This window comes from Streptomyces sp. NPDC032126, from assembly GCF_055580085.1.
Map to the genome: position 1 here is coordinate 133770 of NZ_JBVIMA010000001.1, position 17337 is coordinate 151106.

A 17337-nucleotide genomic window follows, 5' to 3' on the forward strand; every position below is an offset into this window, starting at 1 on the left:
GGCGTCGGCTCAGCGCGGACCCTGGATGAGGGCGAAGCTGGCTCCCTCCGGGTCGGACACCGTGGCCACGCGCCCGTGGTCGCTGTCGCGGGGCGGCGTGATCACATGGCCGCCCAGCTCCACGAGGCGGCTCACGGACGCGTCGGCGTCGGACACCTCGAAGTACGTCATCCAGTGCGGTCCCCGGTCCCGGGGCAGTGCGGTGCCCACGCCGTGGACGCCGGCGACCGGCCGTCCGCCGACGCACAGGGTGACGTGGTCGACGTCGGCGGAGACCTCGGCCTCCTCCTCGTAACCGAACAGCGTCTCGTAGAACTTGGCGACGTTCTCCGTCTCGAAGGTCAGCAGCTCGTTCCACGCGGGTGTGCCGGGCGTACCCGTGACGGCGGTGCCGTGGTGGGCCGCGGCCTGCCAGATGCCGAAGACGGCGCCGCAGGGGTCGGAGCCGATCGCCAGGCGCCCGGCGTCGGCGGCGTCCAGGGGACCGACGCCGATGGTGCCGCCGCACAGCCGTACCGTCTCGGCGGTCTGGTCCACGTCGTCCGAGGCGAGATAGGGCGTCCAGGCGACGGGCAGGTGCCGGTCCGGCGGGAGCTGGCCGATTCCGGCCACCTCGCGGCCGTCGAGCAAGGCCCGCGCATAGGGGCCGAGTTGCTGCGGACCGGGTTGGAATTCCCAACCGAACAGCTCGCCGTAGAACTCCTGGGTGGCCGCCAGCCCGTGCACCATCAGGCTCACCCAGCAGGGTGTGCCGGGCGCGTACCGGGCGTGCGCTTCGTCGGCCGACCCGCGTGCCTCGGTCATCGTCACTCTCTCCTCGGCCCCTCGTGGGGGCCGTGTCGCTACCGCCCTCGGCCCCCGTGCAGATGCTCGCACCACCGGTGGTTCCGCGCGCTCGGGCGCGCCGCCGCACGGTGGCCAGCGATCGGAGGATGCCCGTTGTGCGGTTTCCCGTCCGTTTCCGTGCGCTTGCCGAAGGATGTCGATCGGCTGTACGGCATGTGCCCGATCCCCTACGCCTCGTGATCGGACCTGCCCGGCGGAGCAGAGTAGCCGGACACGAGCGATCGGGCCACCCCGTGCGCCAGGATGGGGGCCATGAACGCCATCATCTCCGCATCCGACCTCGCCGCCGCCCTGACGGGCGGGAACCCGCCGGTCCTGCTCGACATCCGCTGGCAGCTGAGTCTGGCGAAGGCTGCCGGCGAGCCGCCGTTCGACGGCCGCGCCGCCTACGCGGCCGGGCATCTCCCGGGCGCCGTCTACGTCGACCTGGACCGGGAGTTGGCGGGCGCGCCCGGGGCGGCCGGCCGGCATCCGCTGCCGGACCTCGCGGAGTTCGGCGCGGCGATGCGCCGGGCCGGCGTGTCGTCCGCGCGACCGGTGGTCGTGTACGACGGCGGGCACGGCTGGGCGGCGGCCCGCGCGTGGTGGCTGCTGCGGTGGACGGGTCACCCGGACGTGCGGGTCCTCGACGGCGGGTTGCCGGCGTGGGAGGGGGAACTCTCCACCGACGTGCCCGCGCCGGCCGAGGGCGACTTCGTGCCGCGGCCGGCGGCCGCGGGCCTGCTCGACGCCGACGGCGCCGCCGTGCTCGCCCGTTCCGGGGTGCTCTTCGACGCGCGCGCGGGGGAGCGCTACCGGGGTGAGGTGGAGCCGATCGACCGGGTCGGCGGGCACATCCCCGGCGCGGTGTCGGCGCCCACGAACGAGACGGTGGGGCCGGACGGCCGCTTCCTGCCCGCGTCGGAGCTGAGGTCGCGTTTCAAGGCGCTGGGGGCCGTCGATGGCACCGAGGTGGGCGTGTACTGCGGTTCGGGCGTCTCGGGGGCGCACGAGGTGCTGGCCCTGGCGGTGGCGGGCATCCCGGCGGCGCTGTACGTCGGCTCCTGGTCGGAGTGGTCCTCGGACCCGTCGAGGCCGGTCGCGGTGGGCCCGGACCCGCAGTAGCAGGGCGGCGGCCGAACGACCGGACGAGCGCCCGCCCGCGTCCGCACACACGTGTGACCGAGCAAGCGCCCGCCCGCGTGGGTACCCGCGCGTGATGGACGAGCCCCGGTCTGCGGCCGTACACGCGCGTAATGCGTAAGCGTCCGCCCCGCGTCGGCACGCGCGCGTGATGCGCAAGCGCCGGCCCCCGTCGACACACGCGCGTGGCGCACAAGCAGCCGCTCGTATTCGCACACGCGCGTGACGGGGGACCACGGGTGGCGGATGAGGACGGCGGGGATCCACTCGGGTTCGCACCCGCGCGGGGCGGCAGTTGGAGGCGCCGAGTCGGCACGCGCGTGACGGGCGACCCCGGGTGGCGGATGAGGACGTGCGGCAGGCGGGGATCGCACCCGCGCGGGGCGGCAGTTGGAGCCGCCGAATCGGCACACGCGGGCGCGGCGACGCCGGAGTCCGCGCGCCCCGCCTCCCGCAGCGGCACCCTGCCCCGCACACGCGCCTGGCGCGGCAACCTCCGAGCCGGCGCGATGGGTTGTGCGGCAGCACCCCGCCCCGCATCCGACCATGGCGCGCCAACGTCCGATCCGGCGCGGCGGGTTGTGCGGCGGCATCCCGCTCCGCACGCGCGCGTGCATGGCAGAAGGGGCCGCACCCGATCCATCCGGTGCGGCCCCTTCTCGTGCGCCTGTCTACTCCTGCTTCTTGCGCCGGGTCCCGAACACGATCTCGTCCCAGCTCGGGACCGCCGCGCGGCGACCCGGGCGGACGCCATCCGCCTCGGCCTGGCGGTCGGTGGCGCCGACCAGGCGGTCGCGGTGACTGCCGACGGAGCGCGGCATGAGGACGTCCGCGTAGGCGGAACCGGCGGAGGCGGCGGGCGCCGGGGGCTCCTCGGCGTCGGGTTCCTGTGCGGGTTCCTCGGGGGTCTCGGCCGGGCGCTCGGGCACGACCAGGTCGCCCCGGAAGCTCGGCACCGCCTCCAGCAGGCTGGTCAGCGAGTCCCGTTCGCGGTCGGTGCTCTCCTCGGCCGGTTCGGAGGCCTGCGCGGGCAGGCTCGGCCGCTCCCGGTCGAGGGCGCGGTCCAGCGGCCGGTCGCGCGGCAGCCGCGCGATGCGCGGGACGAACGGAAAGCTGGGCTCCGGTGCGGCGAGGTCGTCGGACTCGCCGATCAGCGAACGCGCCTCGTCGTCGACGGCCTGGACGAGCCGCCGAGGCGGGTCGTACGTCCAGCTCGCGGAGTGCGGTTCGCCCGCGACCCGGTAGACCAGCAGGACCTCCCAGGTGCCGTCGTCGCGGCGCCAGGAGTCCCACTGCACGGTGTCCTTCTCGGCGCCGCGCAGCAGCAGCCGCTCCTGGACGGCCTCGCCGAGCTGGGGTCCCGCGTTCTCTCCGGGCCGGCGCACGGGCGTCTTGCGGGCCCGCTCGGCCATGAAGGCGCGCTCGGCCAGCACGGGACCCTCGAATCGCCGTACGCGATCGACGGGGATGCCGGCCATCTGCGCGACTTCTTCCGCGGTCGCGCCAGCGCGTATCCGCGCCTGGATGTCGCGGGGGCGGAGATGGCTCTCCACCTCGATCTCGATCTGGCCGAGGCGGGGACGGTCGCCGCGCACGGCGGCGCGGAGCCGTTCGTCGATCGGAAGCGTGTACTCCGTGCTGTCCGCAGCCTTCAGCACCAGCCGTGTGCCGTCATTCGAGACGGCCACGACACGCAGTTCGGGCATGGGGACCTCCCGGGTGGTGCCTGCCGACGTCACGTGCGTCGCTGCTTCCGCTAGTCGAGTGTGGCCTGCCCGGGTGCAGCCTGCCACAACCTTGCCGAGTTGCCCGGCGTGTCGGGCACGGGCCCTGGATCGCCGTTATGGCACGGTTACCTATTCGCCACGCTAAGTGACCAACACCGTCACCCTGTGCAACAAGCCCCCTCCTGGCGGTCCAGCAAGGCCCCGGACGCCCTGGCGGGAGACCGGACCCAGGGCTCGCAACAGTACTCCATTCGGGCCACGTGCGTGGATTGGCGCGCCGCCCAACTTCTGGCAAGAGAGGGGACTTGGCCGCTTCTCGCGGGAATTTCGGGATCTTGGACGTGGCGTACTTCACGCAATCACCAGAAACGGAACTAATGGTTTCGTTCGTACGTCCCTTTCTCGTGCGGTTGGTTGATGAAGTACGGAAAGGCGGGCAGGCCCCGGGATGCGCGAAAGGTCCGATGTCGGGGAGGGGCGGATCGATCTGAGCGTCCCTCAGGTCGCGGGCAGCGCCGTGGCCGCGGTGGTGGCCGCCGAATTGGCCTCCTGCTTCGGTGTCTACGCCACCATCCTCGGCGCCGGTGTCGTCAGCGTCGTCGCCACGTGCGGCGGTTCGTTCTTCCAGCACTTCTTCCAGCGCACGGGCGAGCAGATCCGTGACGCCGCGGTGCCGTCCCGGCCGGGGGCGCACACCCCGCGGGCGCCGGGCGAGTTCACGCAAGGCACCGTCCACCGGGCCCGTATCAAGAGCTGGAGGCGGCCCGCGGTGGAGGCGGCTGTCGTGTTCGGGATCGCCATGGCCGGCGTCACGGGCTAGGAACTGGCCTCCGGTGACAGCCTCAGCAGAGGCTGGGGGACGACCGTCAGCGAGGCGGTCACCGGCCGGAGTTCGTCGTCGTCCACCTCCTCCGACGGCGGGTCCGACTCCTCCGGCGGCGGCTCCTCCCGCGGCGACTCCTCCACCGTCCCGCCCGCGACATCGCCGTCCGCCGACGGCGATGCGGCTCCTTCCGGCAGCGCCTCGGCGGACGACAGCCGTGACGGCGGCGGTGACGGTGGCACGAGCGGCGGTACGTCGTCCGGCGGCACGCCGGAGCCCACGGCCCCGGAGTCCGCTCGGGGCGCGGAGGACGACCCGTCGGCGACCGCCACGCCCGGCGCGTCCGCTACTGCCCCAGAACCCTCCGCAAGTAGTCGTTCTGGAACAGCCGGTCCGGATCAAGGCGGTCCCGCAGCGCGGTGAACTCGCCGAAGCGGGGATAGACCGAGGCGAGGTACTCCGCCTCGCGCGTGTGCACCTTGCCCCAGTGCGGCCGGCCCTCGTGCGCGGTGAAGATGCGCTCGGCGGCCGTGAAGTACCCCTGGTAGGGCGTCCCCTTGACCATGTGGACGGCGATGTACGCGCTGTCCCGGCCGGAGGCGGTGGACAGGGCGATGTCGTCGGCCGGCGCCGTGCGCACCTCGACGGGGAAGCTGACCCGCAGCCCGGAGCGCTCGATCATCGCCTTGAGCTCACGCAGGGTCTCGGTCACCGCCTCGCGCGGCACCGCGTACTCCATCTCCACGAACCGCACCCGGCGCGGAGACGTGAAGACCTTGTAGGGGATGTCCGTGTACGTGCGCGAGGACAGGGCCGTGCTGGAGATCCGGGCGATCGCCGGGACGGTGGCGGGCGCCGCCTGTCCGACCCACTGGGCCGCCTGGAAGACGCCGTTGGAGAGGAACTCGTCCTCGAACCAGGCCGCGAACCGCCCCACCGGCCTGCGCGGGCCCGCGCTGCGATTGTTGCGCTTGGTGTTGGTGTTGTCGGTGTGCGGGAACCAGTAGAACTCGAAGTGCTCGTTCTCGGCCCACAGTTCGTCGAAGTCGGCGAGCACCTTCTCGAACTGCATCGGCTCCTCGCGCGCGGTGAGCAGGAAGACAGGCTCCACGGCGAACGTGATCGCGGTGACGATGCCGAGGGCGCCGAGACCGATCCGCGCGGCCGCGAAGACCTCCGGATTCTCCTTCTCGGAGCAGGTCAGGACCGTGCCGTCGGCCGTCACCAGCTCCAGACCCCTGATCTGCGCGGCGATCGACCCGGACTCGCGGCCCGTGCCGTGCGTGCCGGTGCTGGTGGCGCCGGAGACCGTCTGCTCCATGATGTCGCCCATGTTGGTGAGCGACAGACCCTCGCGCGCCAGGGCCATGTTGAGTCTCTTGAGCGGGGTGCCGGCCTCGACCGTGACGGTCATGGCGTCCCGGTCAATGTTGCGTATTCCCGTCAACAGTTGAGGGCGGATCAAGACACCATCGGTCGCGGCGATCGACGTGAAGGAGTGGCCCGTGCCGACCGCCTTCACCTTCAGACCGTCCTCGGCGGCCTGCCGTACGGCCGCGGCCAGTTCCTCGACGGAGGCGGGCTCGACCTCGCGCGCGGGGCGGGCGACGACGTTCCCTCCCCAGTTACGCCACGTGCCGTTCCTGCCGCTCGCTGTGCTGCTCAACGGTGCCTCCCCGACCCGGAGCCGGCTTGCTGAGCCGGCGGTACCCCAGGAAACCGACCGAGACCGCGACGGCCCCGGACACCGCCGGAACCCCGTACCCGGCCCGCGCGCCGGCCGCGTCGATCACGGTCCCGGCGGCCGACGAACCGAGGGCGACCCCGACCGCGAGCCCAGTGCTCACCCAGGTCATGCCTTCGGTCAGTCGCGCACGTGGTACGTGCTCTTCGATGAGGGACATCGTCGTGATCATCGTCGGTGCGATGGACAGGCCCGCAACGAACAGCGCCACGGCCAGAAACGGCAAGTTTCCGACCAGTAGGAGGGGGATCATACTCACGGCCATCATGAAGACGCCCAGCAGCCAGCGGCGTTCCGGCGCTCCGCGGAAGCGCAGCAGCCCGAAGACCACCCCCGCCACGCAGGATCCGGCCGCGTACAGCGCCAGCACGACGCTCGCGGCGGCCTTGTGGCCGCGCTCGTCGGCGAACGCGACGGTGACCACGTCGACCGCCCCGAAGATCGCCCCGGTCGCCACGAAGGTGGCCACCAGCACCTGGAGGCCGGGCGAGCGCAGCGCCGTCCCGCCGCCGTGCCGCTCGCGCGGGTGCGGCTCCGGCTCGGTGGCGCGCTGCGCGGTCAGCCAGAACACGCCCACCGCGAGGAAACAGGCCGCCAGCAGCGGACCGGCCTCCGGGAACCAGGACGTGGACAGGCCGATGGAGATGATCGGCCCGAAGATGAAGCACACCTCGTCCACCACGGACTCGAAGGAGTACGCGGTGTGCAGCTGCGGAGTGCCCCGGTACAGGGCCGCCCAGCGCGAGCGGATCATCGCGCCCAGGCTGGGCACCGAGCCGATGCCGGCCGCGCACACGAAGAGCACCCAGTCCGGCCACTCGAAGTGCGCCGCCAGCAGCAGCCCCGCCGCCGCGGTCAGCGCCACGAGCGTCGCGGGGCGCAGCACCCGGCGCTGACCATGCAGGTCCACCAGACGCGATATCTGCGGCCCGATCGCGGCCGCCGACAGAGCGATGGTCGCCGACAGGGCGCCCGCGAGGCCGTAGCGCCCGGTGAGCTGGGAGACCATCGTGACGACGCCGATGCCCATCATGGACAGCGGCATCCGGCCCACGAACCCGGCGGCCGAGAAACCCTTGGAGCCGGGGGCGGCGAACAGGGCGCGATAGGGGCTGGGCACGGGCGTCTCCGGTCGGATCCGGTCACGCGCGGGCGACGGCGGCTCGGCTCGGCGTGAACATCGGCAGGAACATCTGCGTGAACATCGGCGGGAACATCTGCGAGAACAAGGCGGCTCGTAAGGTGCGGATCGTAAGGTGCGACCGCAGCCGATACAGCTTACGAGTTAGGTCACCCTAATGCACCACCGCGTCGGCGGCCCGAACGGCGTCCGCCACCCCGCCGATTCCCGGCTGTCAGCGCCGGGTGGCAGGATCGACCCATGCCAGACGCGCTCGATGCCAGCCCCTACGACGCCCTGCTGCTGCTCTCCTTCGGCGGCCCGGAAGGCCCGGACGACGTGGTCCCCTTCCTGGAGAACGTGACGCGAGGGCGCGGTATCCCCAAGGAACGCCTGAAGGAAGTCGGGCAGCACTACTTCCTGTTCGGCGGGGTCAGCCCGATCAACGACCAGAACCGCGCCCTGCTGGACGCCCTGCGCAAGGACTTCGCCGAACACGGCCTGGACCTGCCGATCTACTGGGGCAACCGCAACTGGGCCCCGTATCTGACCGACACCCTGCGCGAGATGGTCGCCGACGGCCGCCGTCGCGTCCTCGTCCTCGCCACCAGCGCCTACGCCTCGTACTCGGGCTGCCGGCAGTACCGCGAGAACCTCGCCGACGCGCTGGCCGCCCTGGAGGCCGAGGGCCTGCCGCTGCCGAAGATCGACAAGCTGCGCCACTACTTCAACCACCCGGGCTTCGTCGAGCCCATGATCGACGGAGTGATCGCCTCCCTGGCGGACCTCCCCGAGGACGTCCGCGCCGGCGCGCACATCGCCTTCACCACCCACTCCATCCCCGACGCCTCGGCCGACACCTCCGGCCCGGTCGAGGACCACGGCGACGGCGGGGCGTACGTCGCCCAGCACCTGGACGTGGCCCGGCTCATCGCCGACGCCGTCCGCGAGCGCACCGGCGTCGACCACCCCTGGCGGCTCGTCTACCAGTCCCGCTCCGGCGCCCCGCACATCCCGTGGCTGGAGCCCGACATCTGCGACCACCTGGAGGAGCGGCACGCCTCCGGCGTCCCCGCCGTCGTCATGGCCCCCATCGGCTTCGTCTCCGACCACATGGAGGTCCTCTACGACCTCGACACGGAGGCCACGGCCAAGGCCGCGGAACTGGGCCTGCCCGTGCGTCGCTCGGCGACCGTCGGGGCCGACCCGCGCTTCGCCGCCGCCGTCCGCGACCTCGTCCTGGAGCGCGCCGCGGCCGAGAGCGGCCGGCAGGTCACCCCGTGCGCGCTGGGCGCGCTGGGACCCAGCCACGACCTCTGCCCCGTGGGCTGCTGCCCGGCCCGTGCCCCGAAGCCCGCCGCCGCGGGCGCCGACAGCCCCTACGCGTGAGGAGCGACGTGACCGACCCCCTGCACACCGAACTGCTCGGGATCGCCCGGGAGGCGGCCCGTCGCGCCGGCGCGCTGCTGCGCGACGGACGCCCGGCCGACCTCGCGGTCGCCGCGACCAAGTCGAGCCCCATCGACGTGGTCACCGAGATGGACATCGCCGCCGAGAAGCTGATCACCACCTTCATCTCCGACCGGCGGCCCGATGACGGCTTCCTCGGCGAGGAGGGCGCGTCCAGCGAGGGCAGCAGCGGCGTGCGCTGGGTGATCGACCCCCTGGACGGCACGGTCAACTACCTGTACGGCCTGCCCACCTGGGCCGTGTCCATCGCGGCCGAACAGGACGGCGAGACCGTCGTCGGGGTCGTCGAGATGCCGATGCGCGGCGAGACGTACCACGCGGTCCGCGGCGGAGGGGCGCGGGCGACCGGCCCCTGGGACGGCGAGCGCGCGCTGACCGTCCGCCCCGCGCCGCCGCTGGACCAGGCGCTGGTCTCCACCGGCTTCAACTACGTCGCGGAGGTCCGCGCCCACCAGGCCGAGATCGCCGGCAAGCTGATCCCGCTCCTGCGGGACATCCGGCGCGGCGGCTCGGCCGCGGTCGACCTGTGCGACGTGGCCGCCGGCCGACTCGACGGCTACTACGAGCGGGGCCTGCACCCCTGGGACCTGGCGGCGGGCGATCTCATCGCCCGTGAGGCGGGCGCCCTGACCGGTGGACGCCCCGGAGAGCGCCCCGCACGCGATCTGGCGATCGCGGCCACCCCGGGCGTCTTCGAGCCCCTCCAGCGGCTTCTGGAGGACTTCGGCGCCTGGCACGACTGAGGCGCCCCCGGGCACCTGAACAAACCCCGACGGGACACGCGAGGGGACCCCGGCGCTGGATTCGCCGGGGTCCCCTCGCGTGCGTGCTTACGTATCGATCAGACGCGCGACGCGCCGACCTCCACACCGTGTTCGGCGGCGAGGCGGCGCAGGTCGTCGAGCTCTGCCTGCTCCACCTCGACGAGGAAGTCGTCGCCCTCGTCGCGGGCCCGCGTCAGGTCGGTCTCGGTCGCCCTTATGCGCTGCAGAAGTCCTGCGGTGAATGCGTCCATGCTGCGCCCCCTCGTCCTGGGTCGTGGGTCGATGGCACGGGGGTGTGCCGTTCGGAAGGGGCGATCACGTCTCCAACAGGTGCCCAGCGCAGCCCTGCCGGGCGGCGACGGTGCCGGACACCCACACCCGCTCTGCGGAAAGCGGATAGCGCTGTACCGCATGGTGTTGCGGCACAAGCAGAGCGTGATCGCGGGGTGTAAACCGTCCTCCCCCCGCTCCCCTCCGTGGAAACCTCAACCCGCCGAGAAAATCTCGTATTCCTCCGCCGCTTCCCTCGCCGCTTCCCTCGCCGCTCTCCCCGGCGCCCCCGGTCCCTTGCAGGTCGCGCCCACCCGCCTTACTGCCGACTTATGGCCGAAAAGGGCAGGATGGAGGTCCAACCCCAGCAGACCCCTGCCCACGCGCGCTCACGGAGCGCTACGCGGGTGGACACAGGAAGGACAAGCGACGTGCGCGTACTCGTCGTCGAGGACGAGCAGCTGCTCGCCGATGCGGTGGCCACCGGACTGCGCCGGGAGGCCATGGCCGTCGACGTCGTGTACGACGGTGCGGCCGCCCTGGAGCGCATCGGCGTCAACGACTACGACGTGGTCGTCCTCGACCGCGACCTCCCGCTCGTGCACGGCGACGACGTCTGCCGCAAGATCGTCGAGCTCGGCATGCCCACGCGCGTGCTGATGCTCACCGCGTCCGGCGACGTCAGCGACCGTGTGGAGGGCCTGGAGATCGGCGCCGACGACTATCTCCCCAAGCCCTTCGCCTTCAGCGAGCTGATCGCACGCGTGCGTGCTCTCGGCCGGCGCACCAGCGTGCCGCTGCCGCCGGTCCTGGAGCGCGCCGGGATCAAGCTCGACCCCAACCGCCGAGAGGTCTTCCGCGACGGCAAGGAGGTCCAGCTGGCGCCGAAGGAGTTCGCGGTCCTGGAGGTGCTGATGCGCTCCGAGGGCGCCGTGGTCTCCGCGGAGCAGCTCCTGGAGAAGGCCTGGGACGAGAACACCGACCCGTTCACCAACGTCGTGCGGGTCACCGTCATGACGCTGCGCCGCAAGCTGGGCGAGCCGCCGGTGATCGTCACCGTCCCCGGCTCCGGCTACCGGATCTGATCCCCGGTGGCCGCGACCCCCGTGCCTCCCCAGGCGCCCCCGAAACCCACCTGGGACCCGCGCCGCGCGGAATCCCCGTTCCCCTGGCTGCGCCCCACCATCCGCATACGGCTCACCCTGCTGTACGGCGGCATGTTCCTGATCGCCGGCATCCTGCTGCTGTCGATCATCTACCTGCTCGCCGCGCAGGCGCTCAACGCGGGCAGCGACCTGCCCTTCAAGATCGTCGAGGGCAAGGTCACCAGCGAGCTGTGCAACCTGCCCGAGAGCGCGTCGCCGAGCGCGTTCAACAGCGCCATGAACGACTGTGTCAACGAGCAGCGCCAGCACGCCCTGGACAGCCTCCTCAGCCGCTCGCTCCTGGCCCTGCTCGGCCTCGCCGTGATCGCCTTCGCCTTCGGCTACGCCATGGCCGGCCGCGTGCTGTCCCCGCTCGGCCGGATCACCCGGACCGCGCGCGCGGTGGCGGGCTCGGACCTGTCGCGCCGCATCGAGCTGGACGGCCCGGACGACGAGCTCAAGGAGCTGGCCGACACCTTCGACGACATGCTGGAGCGGCTGGAGCGCGCCTTCACCGCCCAGCAGCGCTTCGTCGGCAACGCCTCCCACGAACTGCGCACCCCGCTGGCGATCAACCGCACCCTGCTGGAAGTGCACCTCTCCGACCCCGGCGCGCCGGTGGAGCTCCAGCAGCTCGGCAAGACGCTGCTGGCCACCAACGAGCGCAGCGAACAGCTCGTCGAGGGTCTGCTGCTGCTCGCCCGCAGCGACAACCAGATCGTCGAGCGGCGGGCCGTCGATCTCGCCGAGGTGGCGGGCCAGGCCATCGACCAGGTGCACGCCGAGGCGGCGGCCAAGGGCGTGGAGATCCGCGGCAAGCGCGACACCGCCGTCGTCCAGGGCAATGGCGTGCTGCTGGAGCGGATCGCGCTGAACCTGGTGCAGAACGCCGTGCGCTACAACGTGCCCGAGGACGGCTGGGTCGAGGTCACCACCGAGGTCCAGCACGGACAGGCGGTCCTGGTCGTGTCGAACACCGGGCCGGTCGTCCCGGCGTACGAGATCGACAACCTCTTCGAGCCCTTCCGCCGGCTGCGTACCGAGCGGACGGGGAGCGACAAGGGCGTCGGCCTGGGGCTGTCCATCGTCCGGTCCGTGGCCCGCGCCCACGGCGGGCATATCGTGGCGCAGCCGCGCGAGGGAGGAGGGCTCATCATGCGGGTCACCCTGCCTCTCTGAGATCATGCCCCCGACGCATGCGGGGATGTTCGCTTTGCGCGGAATTCTCAGGTCCGCCGACCGGCCTTCCCGTGTGTGATCGATCACAAGGGCGAATTTCTGGCCATCTACTCTCCGTGATCATGAGGGCTGTCGGAAAGCCGGGAAAATCCGGGTTTTCGGGGGTCCTGATCACGGGAAGTACAGGGTGAGACGCCTTTGAACTGCGGCATTGGGACCGTGTACGGTCCGGTTCGCCATCCAAGCCGATCACTCTTGAGGGGTCCGGTTGGGTGTCGATTGAGTAACAGACCTTGATGTGAGGCAAAATCTCCGCCTCAGGTCGGGCACAAGTCCGGCCTCTCACGCGTTACGTGCGCTGGAGACACCGCAGACACCCAGAGGGGGAGAGCGACATGGCTACCGATTACGACACTCCACGCAAGACCGACGACGACGTCGACTCCGACAGCCTCGAAGAGCTGAAGGCGCGACGGAACGACAAGTCGGCGTCAGCCGTCGATGTCGATGAGTTCGAGGCCGCAGAGGGCCTCGAACTGCCGGGCGCCGACCTCTCGAACGAGGAGTTGGCCGTTCGTGTGCTGCCCAAGCAGCAGGACGAGTTCACTTGCATGAGCTGCTTCCTGGTGCATCACCGCAGCCAGCTGGCCCGCGAGAAGAACGGCCAGCCGATCTGCCGCGACTGCGACTGAGGACGGGTCGGCCGTGACTGGCTCGACCCCTCCCCGGAAGCGCCGCTTCCCCCTGCGGGGAGCGGACAAGGGGCCGTCGCACGGCCCCCACGGCATGCACGACGACGAGCGAGGCTCATCCGGTACGGGAGCGGTCCCTGCGGGATCGGCCTCGCTCGAAGCGGCAGGCGACCGGAGTGACCGCCCGGCGCCCACGGCGAGCCGCGTGCCCGTCGCGAAGCGGCGGGTCGCGGTGATCCGGGGCAAGGCACGGGAACTGGCCCGGGAAGGCGCCCGCAGGGGCGGCAGCCGCGCCAGGGCGGGGCTGTCCTACCTCGCCGACCGGATCATCGACATCGCCCCCAGGATCCCCGTACGGGACCTGCGGACGCTGCGCAGACACTTCCCCGGCCTCGGCCCGGAAGAGCTCGCGGACAAACTCGTGGCGGGAGCGGCCGCCGCCTCCTCCACCGTCGGGGCCGGTGTGGGCGCCGCCGCGATGCTGCCCGTGCCCCCGGCCATGCCCACCGAGCTGGCCGCGGAGATCACCGGAGTGGCGGCGATCGAGCTCAAGCTGATCGCGGAACTCCACGAGGTGTACGGCGTGCGGCCGCCGGGAAATCTCAAGGACCGCAGCACCGCGTATCTGCGCTCGTGGTCGGGCGAACGCGGCATCGACGTGCTCAAGCCGTCGTCGGTCAACTCCGCGCTCGGCGGCCAGATGAAGCGCGAACTGCGTCAGCAGATCATGAAACGCGTGGTGCGCGACCTGCCGAACCTCATGCCCTTCATGGTGGGCGCCGCCGTCGGCGCGCTGATGAACCGGCGGGACACCAAGAAGCTCGCGGCCAAGGTCCGCGCGGACCTGCGAAGAATCCAGGTTCCGTGGGACGCCCTGCCCGCCCTGCCCCCGCTGGAGACCCCGGAGCACCCGGTGACCTTCGAGGAGATCACCCGGGAACTGGGCGGCGAGGGACCCGAACAGCCGTCGTAGAGCAGCGCTTCGCGGCACCGAGCCCCTGGCGCGGTGTAGGGGTCAGGCGGTGGTTCCGCGCGCCGTCGCGAGGGCCTGTGCCAGGCGCTCCGGCTCCCGCGTCGACAGATAGAGGTAGGGCGTCGGGTCGTCCGGGTCGGTGACCTCCACGCGCAGCGCCGTGGGGATGTACGAGCGCAGCAGCAGGAAGGCGCGAGTGTCGGCCTTGTACGTGCGCCAGGCGCGCGCCTCCTCGCCCTGAAGGATCTCCGTGTCACCCAGCGCCGCGACGGGGATCTTCGCCTCGCCCGCGATCAGGGAGTCGCCCACCACCCGGATGCGGACCGAGCCGTACGAGCTGGCCACCACGGCCGCCGCGGCGGTGCCGCCGACCAGGCCGCCGAGCAGCGGCAGCGTGCCGAAGGGCAACAGGATCAGGGCCAGCGAGACGCCCACGAGGAAGGAGACCAGCCACCACGAGCGGGGGGCGGTGAGGCGTTCTTCGTACGGGGTGGCGGAGAGCTGCATGAAACCAAGCTTGGCACGGTGTCCGGTTGTCGCCGACTCGCGGGTAAGGTCTGCGGCTGTGAGTGGTACTTCCGCAGCTCTTCAGCCCCCGGCCGACGCCGTGAAACCGGTGCGGCACCCCGACGCGCCCGTACCCGGCGAGCTCCTCGGTGCCCACTACGAACAGTGTTTCGGATGCGGCGGCGCGCAGCCGCACGGGCTGCACCTGGAGGCACGGGCCGGCGAGGGCGTCTGCGTCACCGCCGAGTTCACCGTGCAGCCCGCCCACCAGGGGGCACCCGGCCTCGCGCACGGCGGGGTGCTCGCCACCGCGCTGGACGAGACGCTGGGCTCGCTGAACTGGCTGCTGCGGACCATCGCCGTGACCGGACGGCTGGAGACGGACTTCGTACGGCCCGTGCCCGTGGGGACGACGCTGTACCTGGAGGCCGAGGTCACCGCCGTGGCCGGGCGGAAGATCTACTCGACCGCCACCGGGCGGATCGGCGGCCCCGACGGGCCGGTCGCCGTCCGCGCCGACGCGCTCTTCATCGAGGTCGCCGTGGAGCATTTCGTCCACCACGGCCGCGAGGAGGAGATCCGCGCCGCCATGAGCGACCCGGACCGGATCCGGCGCGCCCGCGCCTTCGAGGTGAACCCGTGAGCCGTGCCCCCCTGCAGGTCCTCGTCCGGCGCGTCGACCCGGACGTACCGCTTCCGACGTACGAGCATCCCGGCGATGCCGGAGCCGATCTGCGCACCACCGAGAGCCGTGAACTGAAGCCCGGGGAGAGGGCCGTTCTGCCCACCGGGGTGTCCATCGCGCTCCCTGAGGGGTACGCGGCCTTCGTGCACCCTCGTTCGGGGCTCGCCGCCCGGTGCGGCGTCGCCCTCGTGAATGCCCCCGGGACGGTTGATGCCGGGTACCGTGGGGAGATCAAGGTGATCGTGGTGAATCTCGACCCGCACGAGTCCGTACGGTTCGAGCGCTTCGACCGGATCGCCCAACTGGTCGTCCAGCAGGTCGAGAGGGTCCGCTTCCAGGAGGTGGCGGAGCTTCCCGACTCGGCGCGCGCCGAAGGGGGCTTCGGCTCCACCGGCGGCCACGCCGCCGTGGGCGGTCCTAGCAGCACAAGCGGTGACGCCGCCGACGGCGGCACAACGGGTGGGAATCGATACGCTTCGGTCGTATCCGACCGGGAAGGACAGTGACGTGTTCGGACGTCGCAAGAAGAAGGGTGCCGCCGAGGACGCGGCCGGCGAGGCCGAGCAGGTCGTCGACAGTGTCGACACTGAGGCGGACGACGAAGAGGCCGAGCGCGAGCGCGTGAGGCTAGAACCCGAGCCGCGGCCCGACGGGCCCTGGGACAGCACCGAGGTGCGCGACCCCGCCGAGGGCCGCGTGGACCTGGGTGGACTGTTCGTGCCGGGTGTCGACGGCATGGAGCTGCGGGTCGAGGTCGCGGGCGACGCGATCGTCGCGGCGACCGTCGTGCTGCGCGACAGCGCCATCCAGCTGCAGGCCTTCGCGGCGCCCAAGCGCGAGGGCATCTGGGGCGAGGTGCGCGAGGAGATCGCCGCCGGCATCACCCAGCAGGGCGGCATCATCGACGAGGTCGAGGGTCCGCTGGGCTGGGAGCTGCGCGCCCAGGTGCCGGTGCAGCTGCCGGACGGCACGGGTGGCTTCCACGTCGTGCGGTTCGTCGGCGTGGACGGTCCGCGCTGGTTCCTGCGCGGTGTCATCTCGGGTCAGGGCGCGGTGCAGCCGCAGGCCGCCGGGCTGCTCGAACAGATCTTCAGGGACACGGTCGTGGTCCGCGGCGAGGGTCCGATGGCCCCGCGCGACCCGATCGTCCTGAAGCTGCCGAACGACGCGCAGATGGTGCCGGAAGGCGTCCAGCAGGAGGAGGGTTCCCGCTTCTCCGGAGGCATGGGCCAGCTGCAGCGCGGTCCGGAGATCACCGAGGTCCGCTAGGCGCTCCGCGGGGAGAGCCGGTCGAGCGCCGCTCGGGAGTCATTGGAGAGCCGCATCTTTCGGGGTGCGGCTCTTTCGCATGCGTGACCTCTTCGCGTGAGCCGATCTGGATTCGTGTGAACCGATTCGGGGGTCCGGTCCGATGAAGGGATGAAGGATCGAGGGATCCGGTGGAAGCAGGGACCGGGAAGCTTTCGGGAAGCATTGAGGACCGGGCGGAAGATCGCGATACTGACGCCCGGTCCACGGGGGAAACGGGGAGGACATATGAGCCAGGTCGTCACGCAGACGATGGTCCGGGTGGAGAACGTCCACAAGTCGTACGGCGAGGGAGCGGCCGCGGTCCATGCCCTGCGCGGGGTCTCCTTCGAGATCCCGCGCGGCGAGCTCGTCGCCCTCAAGGGGCGCTCGGGGTCGGGGAAGACCACCCTGCTCAACATCGTCGGCGGGCTGGACACACCGGACCAGGGCAGTGTCTCGGTCGACGGCCTCGACCTGTCGCAGCTCGGCGAGGACGGCCTGCTGTCCCTGCGCCGGGACCGGATCGGCTTCGTCTTCCAGTCCTTCGGTCTCATCCCGATCCTCACGGCCGCGGAGAATGTGGGAGTGCCGCTGCGGATGCGCCGCGCCGCCGCGAAGGAACGGGAGGAGCGGGTCCAGCTGCTGCTCTCCCTCGTGGGGCTCGCCGACCATGCCGCGCAGCGGCCCGGTGAGCTCTCCGGCGGCCAGCAGCAGCGAGTCGCCATCGCCCGTGCCCTGGCCAACAGCCCCTCGCTCCTCATCGCCGACGAGCCCACCGGCCAGCTGGACGCGGAGACCGGCCACGCGGTGATGGAGCTGCTCCGGGCGGTCGTCCGCAGCGAAGGCGTCACGGCCCTGGTCGCCACCCACGACACGACCCTGCTCGACCTGGCCGACCGGGTGCTGGAGCTGAGGGACGGGGAGATAGCCGAGGGCGAGGAGTAGCGCTGGCAGGGAGCCGGGCGGCTGCGTGGGGGTGC

19 protein-coding genes are annotated in these 17337 nt (G+C 71.8%); 12 read left to right on the plus strand and 7 right to left on the minus strand.

Features of this window, described 5'->3' with window-relative positions; translation table 11 throughout:
* Window positions 1–9: 9 nt before the first annotated feature.
* The gene (locus ACZ5NW_RS00540; protein ID WP_468741473.1) at window positions 10–804 is read right to left on the minus strand and encodes a VOC family protein; all 795 of its coding nucleotides are present in this window, start codon (window positions 802–804) and stop codon (window positions 10–12) included.
* A 294-nt stretch (window positions 805–1098) separates the two neighbouring features.
* Here ACZ5NW_RS00540 and ACZ5NW_RS00545 point away from each other — a divergent pair, with 294 nt between their 5' ends.
* Window positions 1099–1950, plus strand: coding sequence for a sulfurtransferase (locus ACZ5NW_RS00545; RefSeq protein ID WP_468741474.1), 852 nt, complete (start codon window positions 1099–1101; stop codon window positions 1948–1950).
* A gap of 689 nt (window positions 1951–2639) precedes the next feature.
* Here the strand turns inward: ACZ5NW_RS00545 and sepH are convergent.
* Window positions 2640–3674: a septation protein SepH gene (sepH, locus tag ACZ5NW_RS00550; protein WP_468741475.1), complete on the minus strand. Its 1035-nt coding sequence runs from the start codon at window positions 3672–3674 to the stop codon at window positions 2640–2642.
* Between the two features lie 469 nt (window positions 3675–4143).
* Between sepH and ACZ5NW_RS00555 the strand changes: the two genes are divergently transcribed.
* The gene (locus ACZ5NW_RS00555; protein ID WP_468741476.1) at window positions 4144–4515 is read left to right on the plus strand and encodes a hypothetical protein; all 372 of its coding nucleotides are present in this window, start codon (window positions 4144–4146) and stop codon (window positions 4513–4515) included.
* Here the strand turns inward: ACZ5NW_RS00555 and ACZ5NW_RS00560 are convergent.
* Genes ACZ5NW_RS00560 through ACZ5NW_RS00570 form a run of 3 tightly spaced genes read right to left on the minus strand, consistent with a single transcriptional unit; the run spans window position 4512 to window position 7382 of the window.
* A complete protein-coding gene (locus tag ACZ5NW_RS00560; RefSeq protein ID WP_468741477.1) occupies window positions 4512–4850 on the minus strand; it encodes a hypothetical protein in 339 nt (112 codons plus the stop codon). The two genes, ACZ5NW_RS00555 and ACZ5NW_RS00560, sit on opposite strands and share 4 nt — an antisense overlap.
* 14 nt (window positions 4851–4864) lie before the next feature.
* Complete coding sequence (locus tag ACZ5NW_RS00565) at window positions 4865–6184, minus strand: D-arabinono-1,4-lactone oxidase (protein ID WP_468741478.1); 1320 nt, start codon at window positions 6182–6184, stop codon at window positions 4865–4867.
* Window positions 6144–7382 (minus strand): MFS transporter, encoded by a 1239-nt coding sequence (locus ACZ5NW_RS00570; protein WP_468741479.1) that lies wholly within the window; start codon window positions 7380–7382, stop codon window positions 6144–6146. The genes ACZ5NW_RS00565 and ACZ5NW_RS00570 overlap by 41 nt, the downstream gene beginning before the upstream one ends.
* Before the next feature lie 261 nt (window positions 7383–7643).
* Here ACZ5NW_RS00570 and ACZ5NW_RS00575 point away from each other — a divergent pair, with 261 nt between their 5' ends.
* On the plus strand, window positions 7644–8771 hold the full coding sequence (locus tag ACZ5NW_RS00575) for a ferrochelatase (RefSeq protein ID WP_468741480.1): 1128 nt from the start codon (window positions 7644–7646) through the stop codon (window positions 8769–8771).
* A gap of 8 nt (window positions 8772–8779) precedes the next feature.
* Window positions 8780–9595 (plus strand): inositol monophosphatase family protein, encoded by an 816-nt coding sequence (locus ACZ5NW_RS00580; protein ID WP_468741481.1) that lies wholly within the window; start codon window positions 8780–8782, stop codon window positions 9593–9595.
* Window positions 9596–9693: 98 nt separating this feature from the next.
* Here the strand turns inward: ACZ5NW_RS00580 and ACZ5NW_RS00585 are convergent, their stop codons facing one another.
* Window positions 9694–9867, minus strand: a complete 174-nt coding sequence (locus tag ACZ5NW_RS00585) for a hypothetical protein (RefSeq protein WP_468741482.1) — start codon at window positions 9865–9867, stop codon at window positions 9694–9696.
* A gap of 450 nt (window positions 9868–10317) precedes the next feature.
* Here ACZ5NW_RS00585 and ACZ5NW_RS00590 point away from each other — a divergent pair, with 450 nt between their 5' ends.
* The 4 genes from ACZ5NW_RS00590 (at window position 10318) to ACZ5NW_RS00605 (ending at window position 13875) form a co-directional block, all read left to right on the plus strand.
* Entirely contained in the window at window positions 10318–10971 is a 654-nt protein-coding gene (locus tag ACZ5NW_RS00590) for a response regulator transcription factor (RefSeq protein ID WP_003993508.1), read from the plus strand.
* A gap of 6 nt (window positions 10972–10977) precedes the next feature.
* The gene (locus tag ACZ5NW_RS00595) at window positions 10978–12210 is read left to right on the plus strand and encodes a sensor histidine kinase (RefSeq protein WP_468741483.1); all 1233 of its coding nucleotides are present in this window, start codon (window positions 10978–10980) and stop codon (window positions 12208–12210) included.
* Between the two features lie 395 nt (window positions 12211–12605).
* Complete coding sequence (locus tag ACZ5NW_RS00600) at window positions 12606–12902, plus strand: DUF4193 domain-containing protein (RefSeq protein ID WP_003993510.1); 297 nt, start codon at window positions 12606–12608, stop codon at window positions 12900–12902.
* 13 nt (window positions 12903–12915) lie between these two features.
* Window positions 12916–13875 carry a hypothetical protein gene (locus tag ACZ5NW_RS00605; RefSeq protein ID WP_468741484.1) on the plus strand — a complete coding sequence of 320 codons (960 nt, stop codon included), beginning with the start codon at window positions 12916–12918 and terminating at the stop codon, window positions 13873–13875.
* A gap of 42 nt (window positions 13876–13917) precedes the next feature.
* Here ACZ5NW_RS00605 and ACZ5NW_RS00610 read toward each other — a convergent pair whose 3' ends face one another.
* Window positions 13918–14382 carry a DUF3093 domain-containing protein gene (locus ACZ5NW_RS00610; RefSeq protein WP_468741485.1) on the minus strand — a complete coding sequence of 155 codons (465 nt, stop codon included), beginning with the start codon at window positions 14380–14382 and terminating at the stop codon, window positions 13918–13920.
* 58 nt (window positions 14383–14440) lie between these two features.
* On the opposite strand from ACZ5NW_RS00610, the gene ACZ5NW_RS00615 reads away from it, so the two are divergent.
* The 4 genes from ACZ5NW_RS00615 to ACZ5NW_RS00630 all read left to right on the plus strand — a co-directional run bounded on the left by ACZ5NW_RS00615 (window position 14441) and on the right by ACZ5NW_RS00630 (window position 17302).
* Window positions 14441–15025 (plus strand): PaaI family thioesterase, encoded by a 585-nt coding sequence (locus tag ACZ5NW_RS00615; RefSeq protein WP_468741486.1) that lies wholly within the window; start codon window positions 14441–14443, stop codon window positions 15023–15025.
* Window positions 15022–15573, plus strand: a complete 552-nt coding sequence (dut, locus tag ACZ5NW_RS00620; protein WP_468741487.1) for a dUTP diphosphatase — start codon at window positions 15022–15024, stop codon at window positions 15571–15573. The genes ACZ5NW_RS00615 and dut overlap by 4 nt, the downstream gene beginning before the upstream one ends.
* A gap of 1 nt (window position 15574) precedes the next feature.
* Window positions 15575–16336, plus strand: coding sequence for a DUF3710 domain-containing protein (locus tag ACZ5NW_RS00625; RefSeq protein WP_468741488.1), 762 nt, complete (start codon window positions 15575–15577; stop codon window positions 16334–16336).
* Between the two features lie 267 nt (window positions 16337–16603).
* On the plus strand, window positions 16604–17302 hold the full coding sequence (locus ACZ5NW_RS00630) for an ABC transporter ATP-binding protein (protein ID WP_468741489.1): 699 nt from the start codon (window positions 16604–16606) through the stop codon (window positions 17300–17302).
* Window positions 17303–17337: the final 35 nt, after the last annotated feature.

Coding starts and splice junctions, on each gene's coding strand:
- sepH (WP_468741475.1), bottom strand. CDS start 3,674: ATGCCCGAACTGCGTGTCGTGGCCGTCTCGAATGACGGCACACGGCTG.
- ACZ5NW_RS00600 (WP_003993510.1), top strand. CDS start 12,606: ATGGCTACCGATTACGACACTCCACGCAAGACCGACGACGACGTCGAC.
- ACZ5NW_RS00555 (WP_468741476.1), top strand. CDS start 4,144: ATGCGCGAAAGGTCCGATGTCGGGGAGGGGCGGATCGATCTGAGCGTC.
- ACZ5NW_RS00630 (WP_468741489.1), top strand. CDS start 16,604: ATGAGCCAGGTCGTCACGCAGACGATGGTCCGGGTGGAGAACGTCCAC.
- ACZ5NW_RS00610 (WP_468741485.1), bottom strand. CDS start 14,382: ATGCAGCTCTCCGCCACCCCGTACGAAGAACGCCTCACCGCCCCCCGC.
- ACZ5NW_RS00575 (WP_468741480.1), top strand. CDS start 7,644: ATGCCAGACGCGCTCGATGCCAGCCCCTACGACGCCCTGCTGCTGCTC.
- ACZ5NW_RS00545 (WP_468741474.1), top strand. CDS start 1,099: ATGAACGCCATCATCTCCGCATCCGACCTCGCCGCCGCCCTGACGGGC.
- ACZ5NW_RS00540 (WP_468741473.1), bottom strand. CDS start 804: ATGACCGAGGCACGCGGGTCGGCCGACGAAGCGCACGCCCGGTACGCG.
- ACZ5NW_RS00585 (WP_468741482.1), bottom strand. CDS start 9,867: ATGGACGCATTCACCGCAGGACTTCTGCAGCGCATAAGGGCGACCGAG.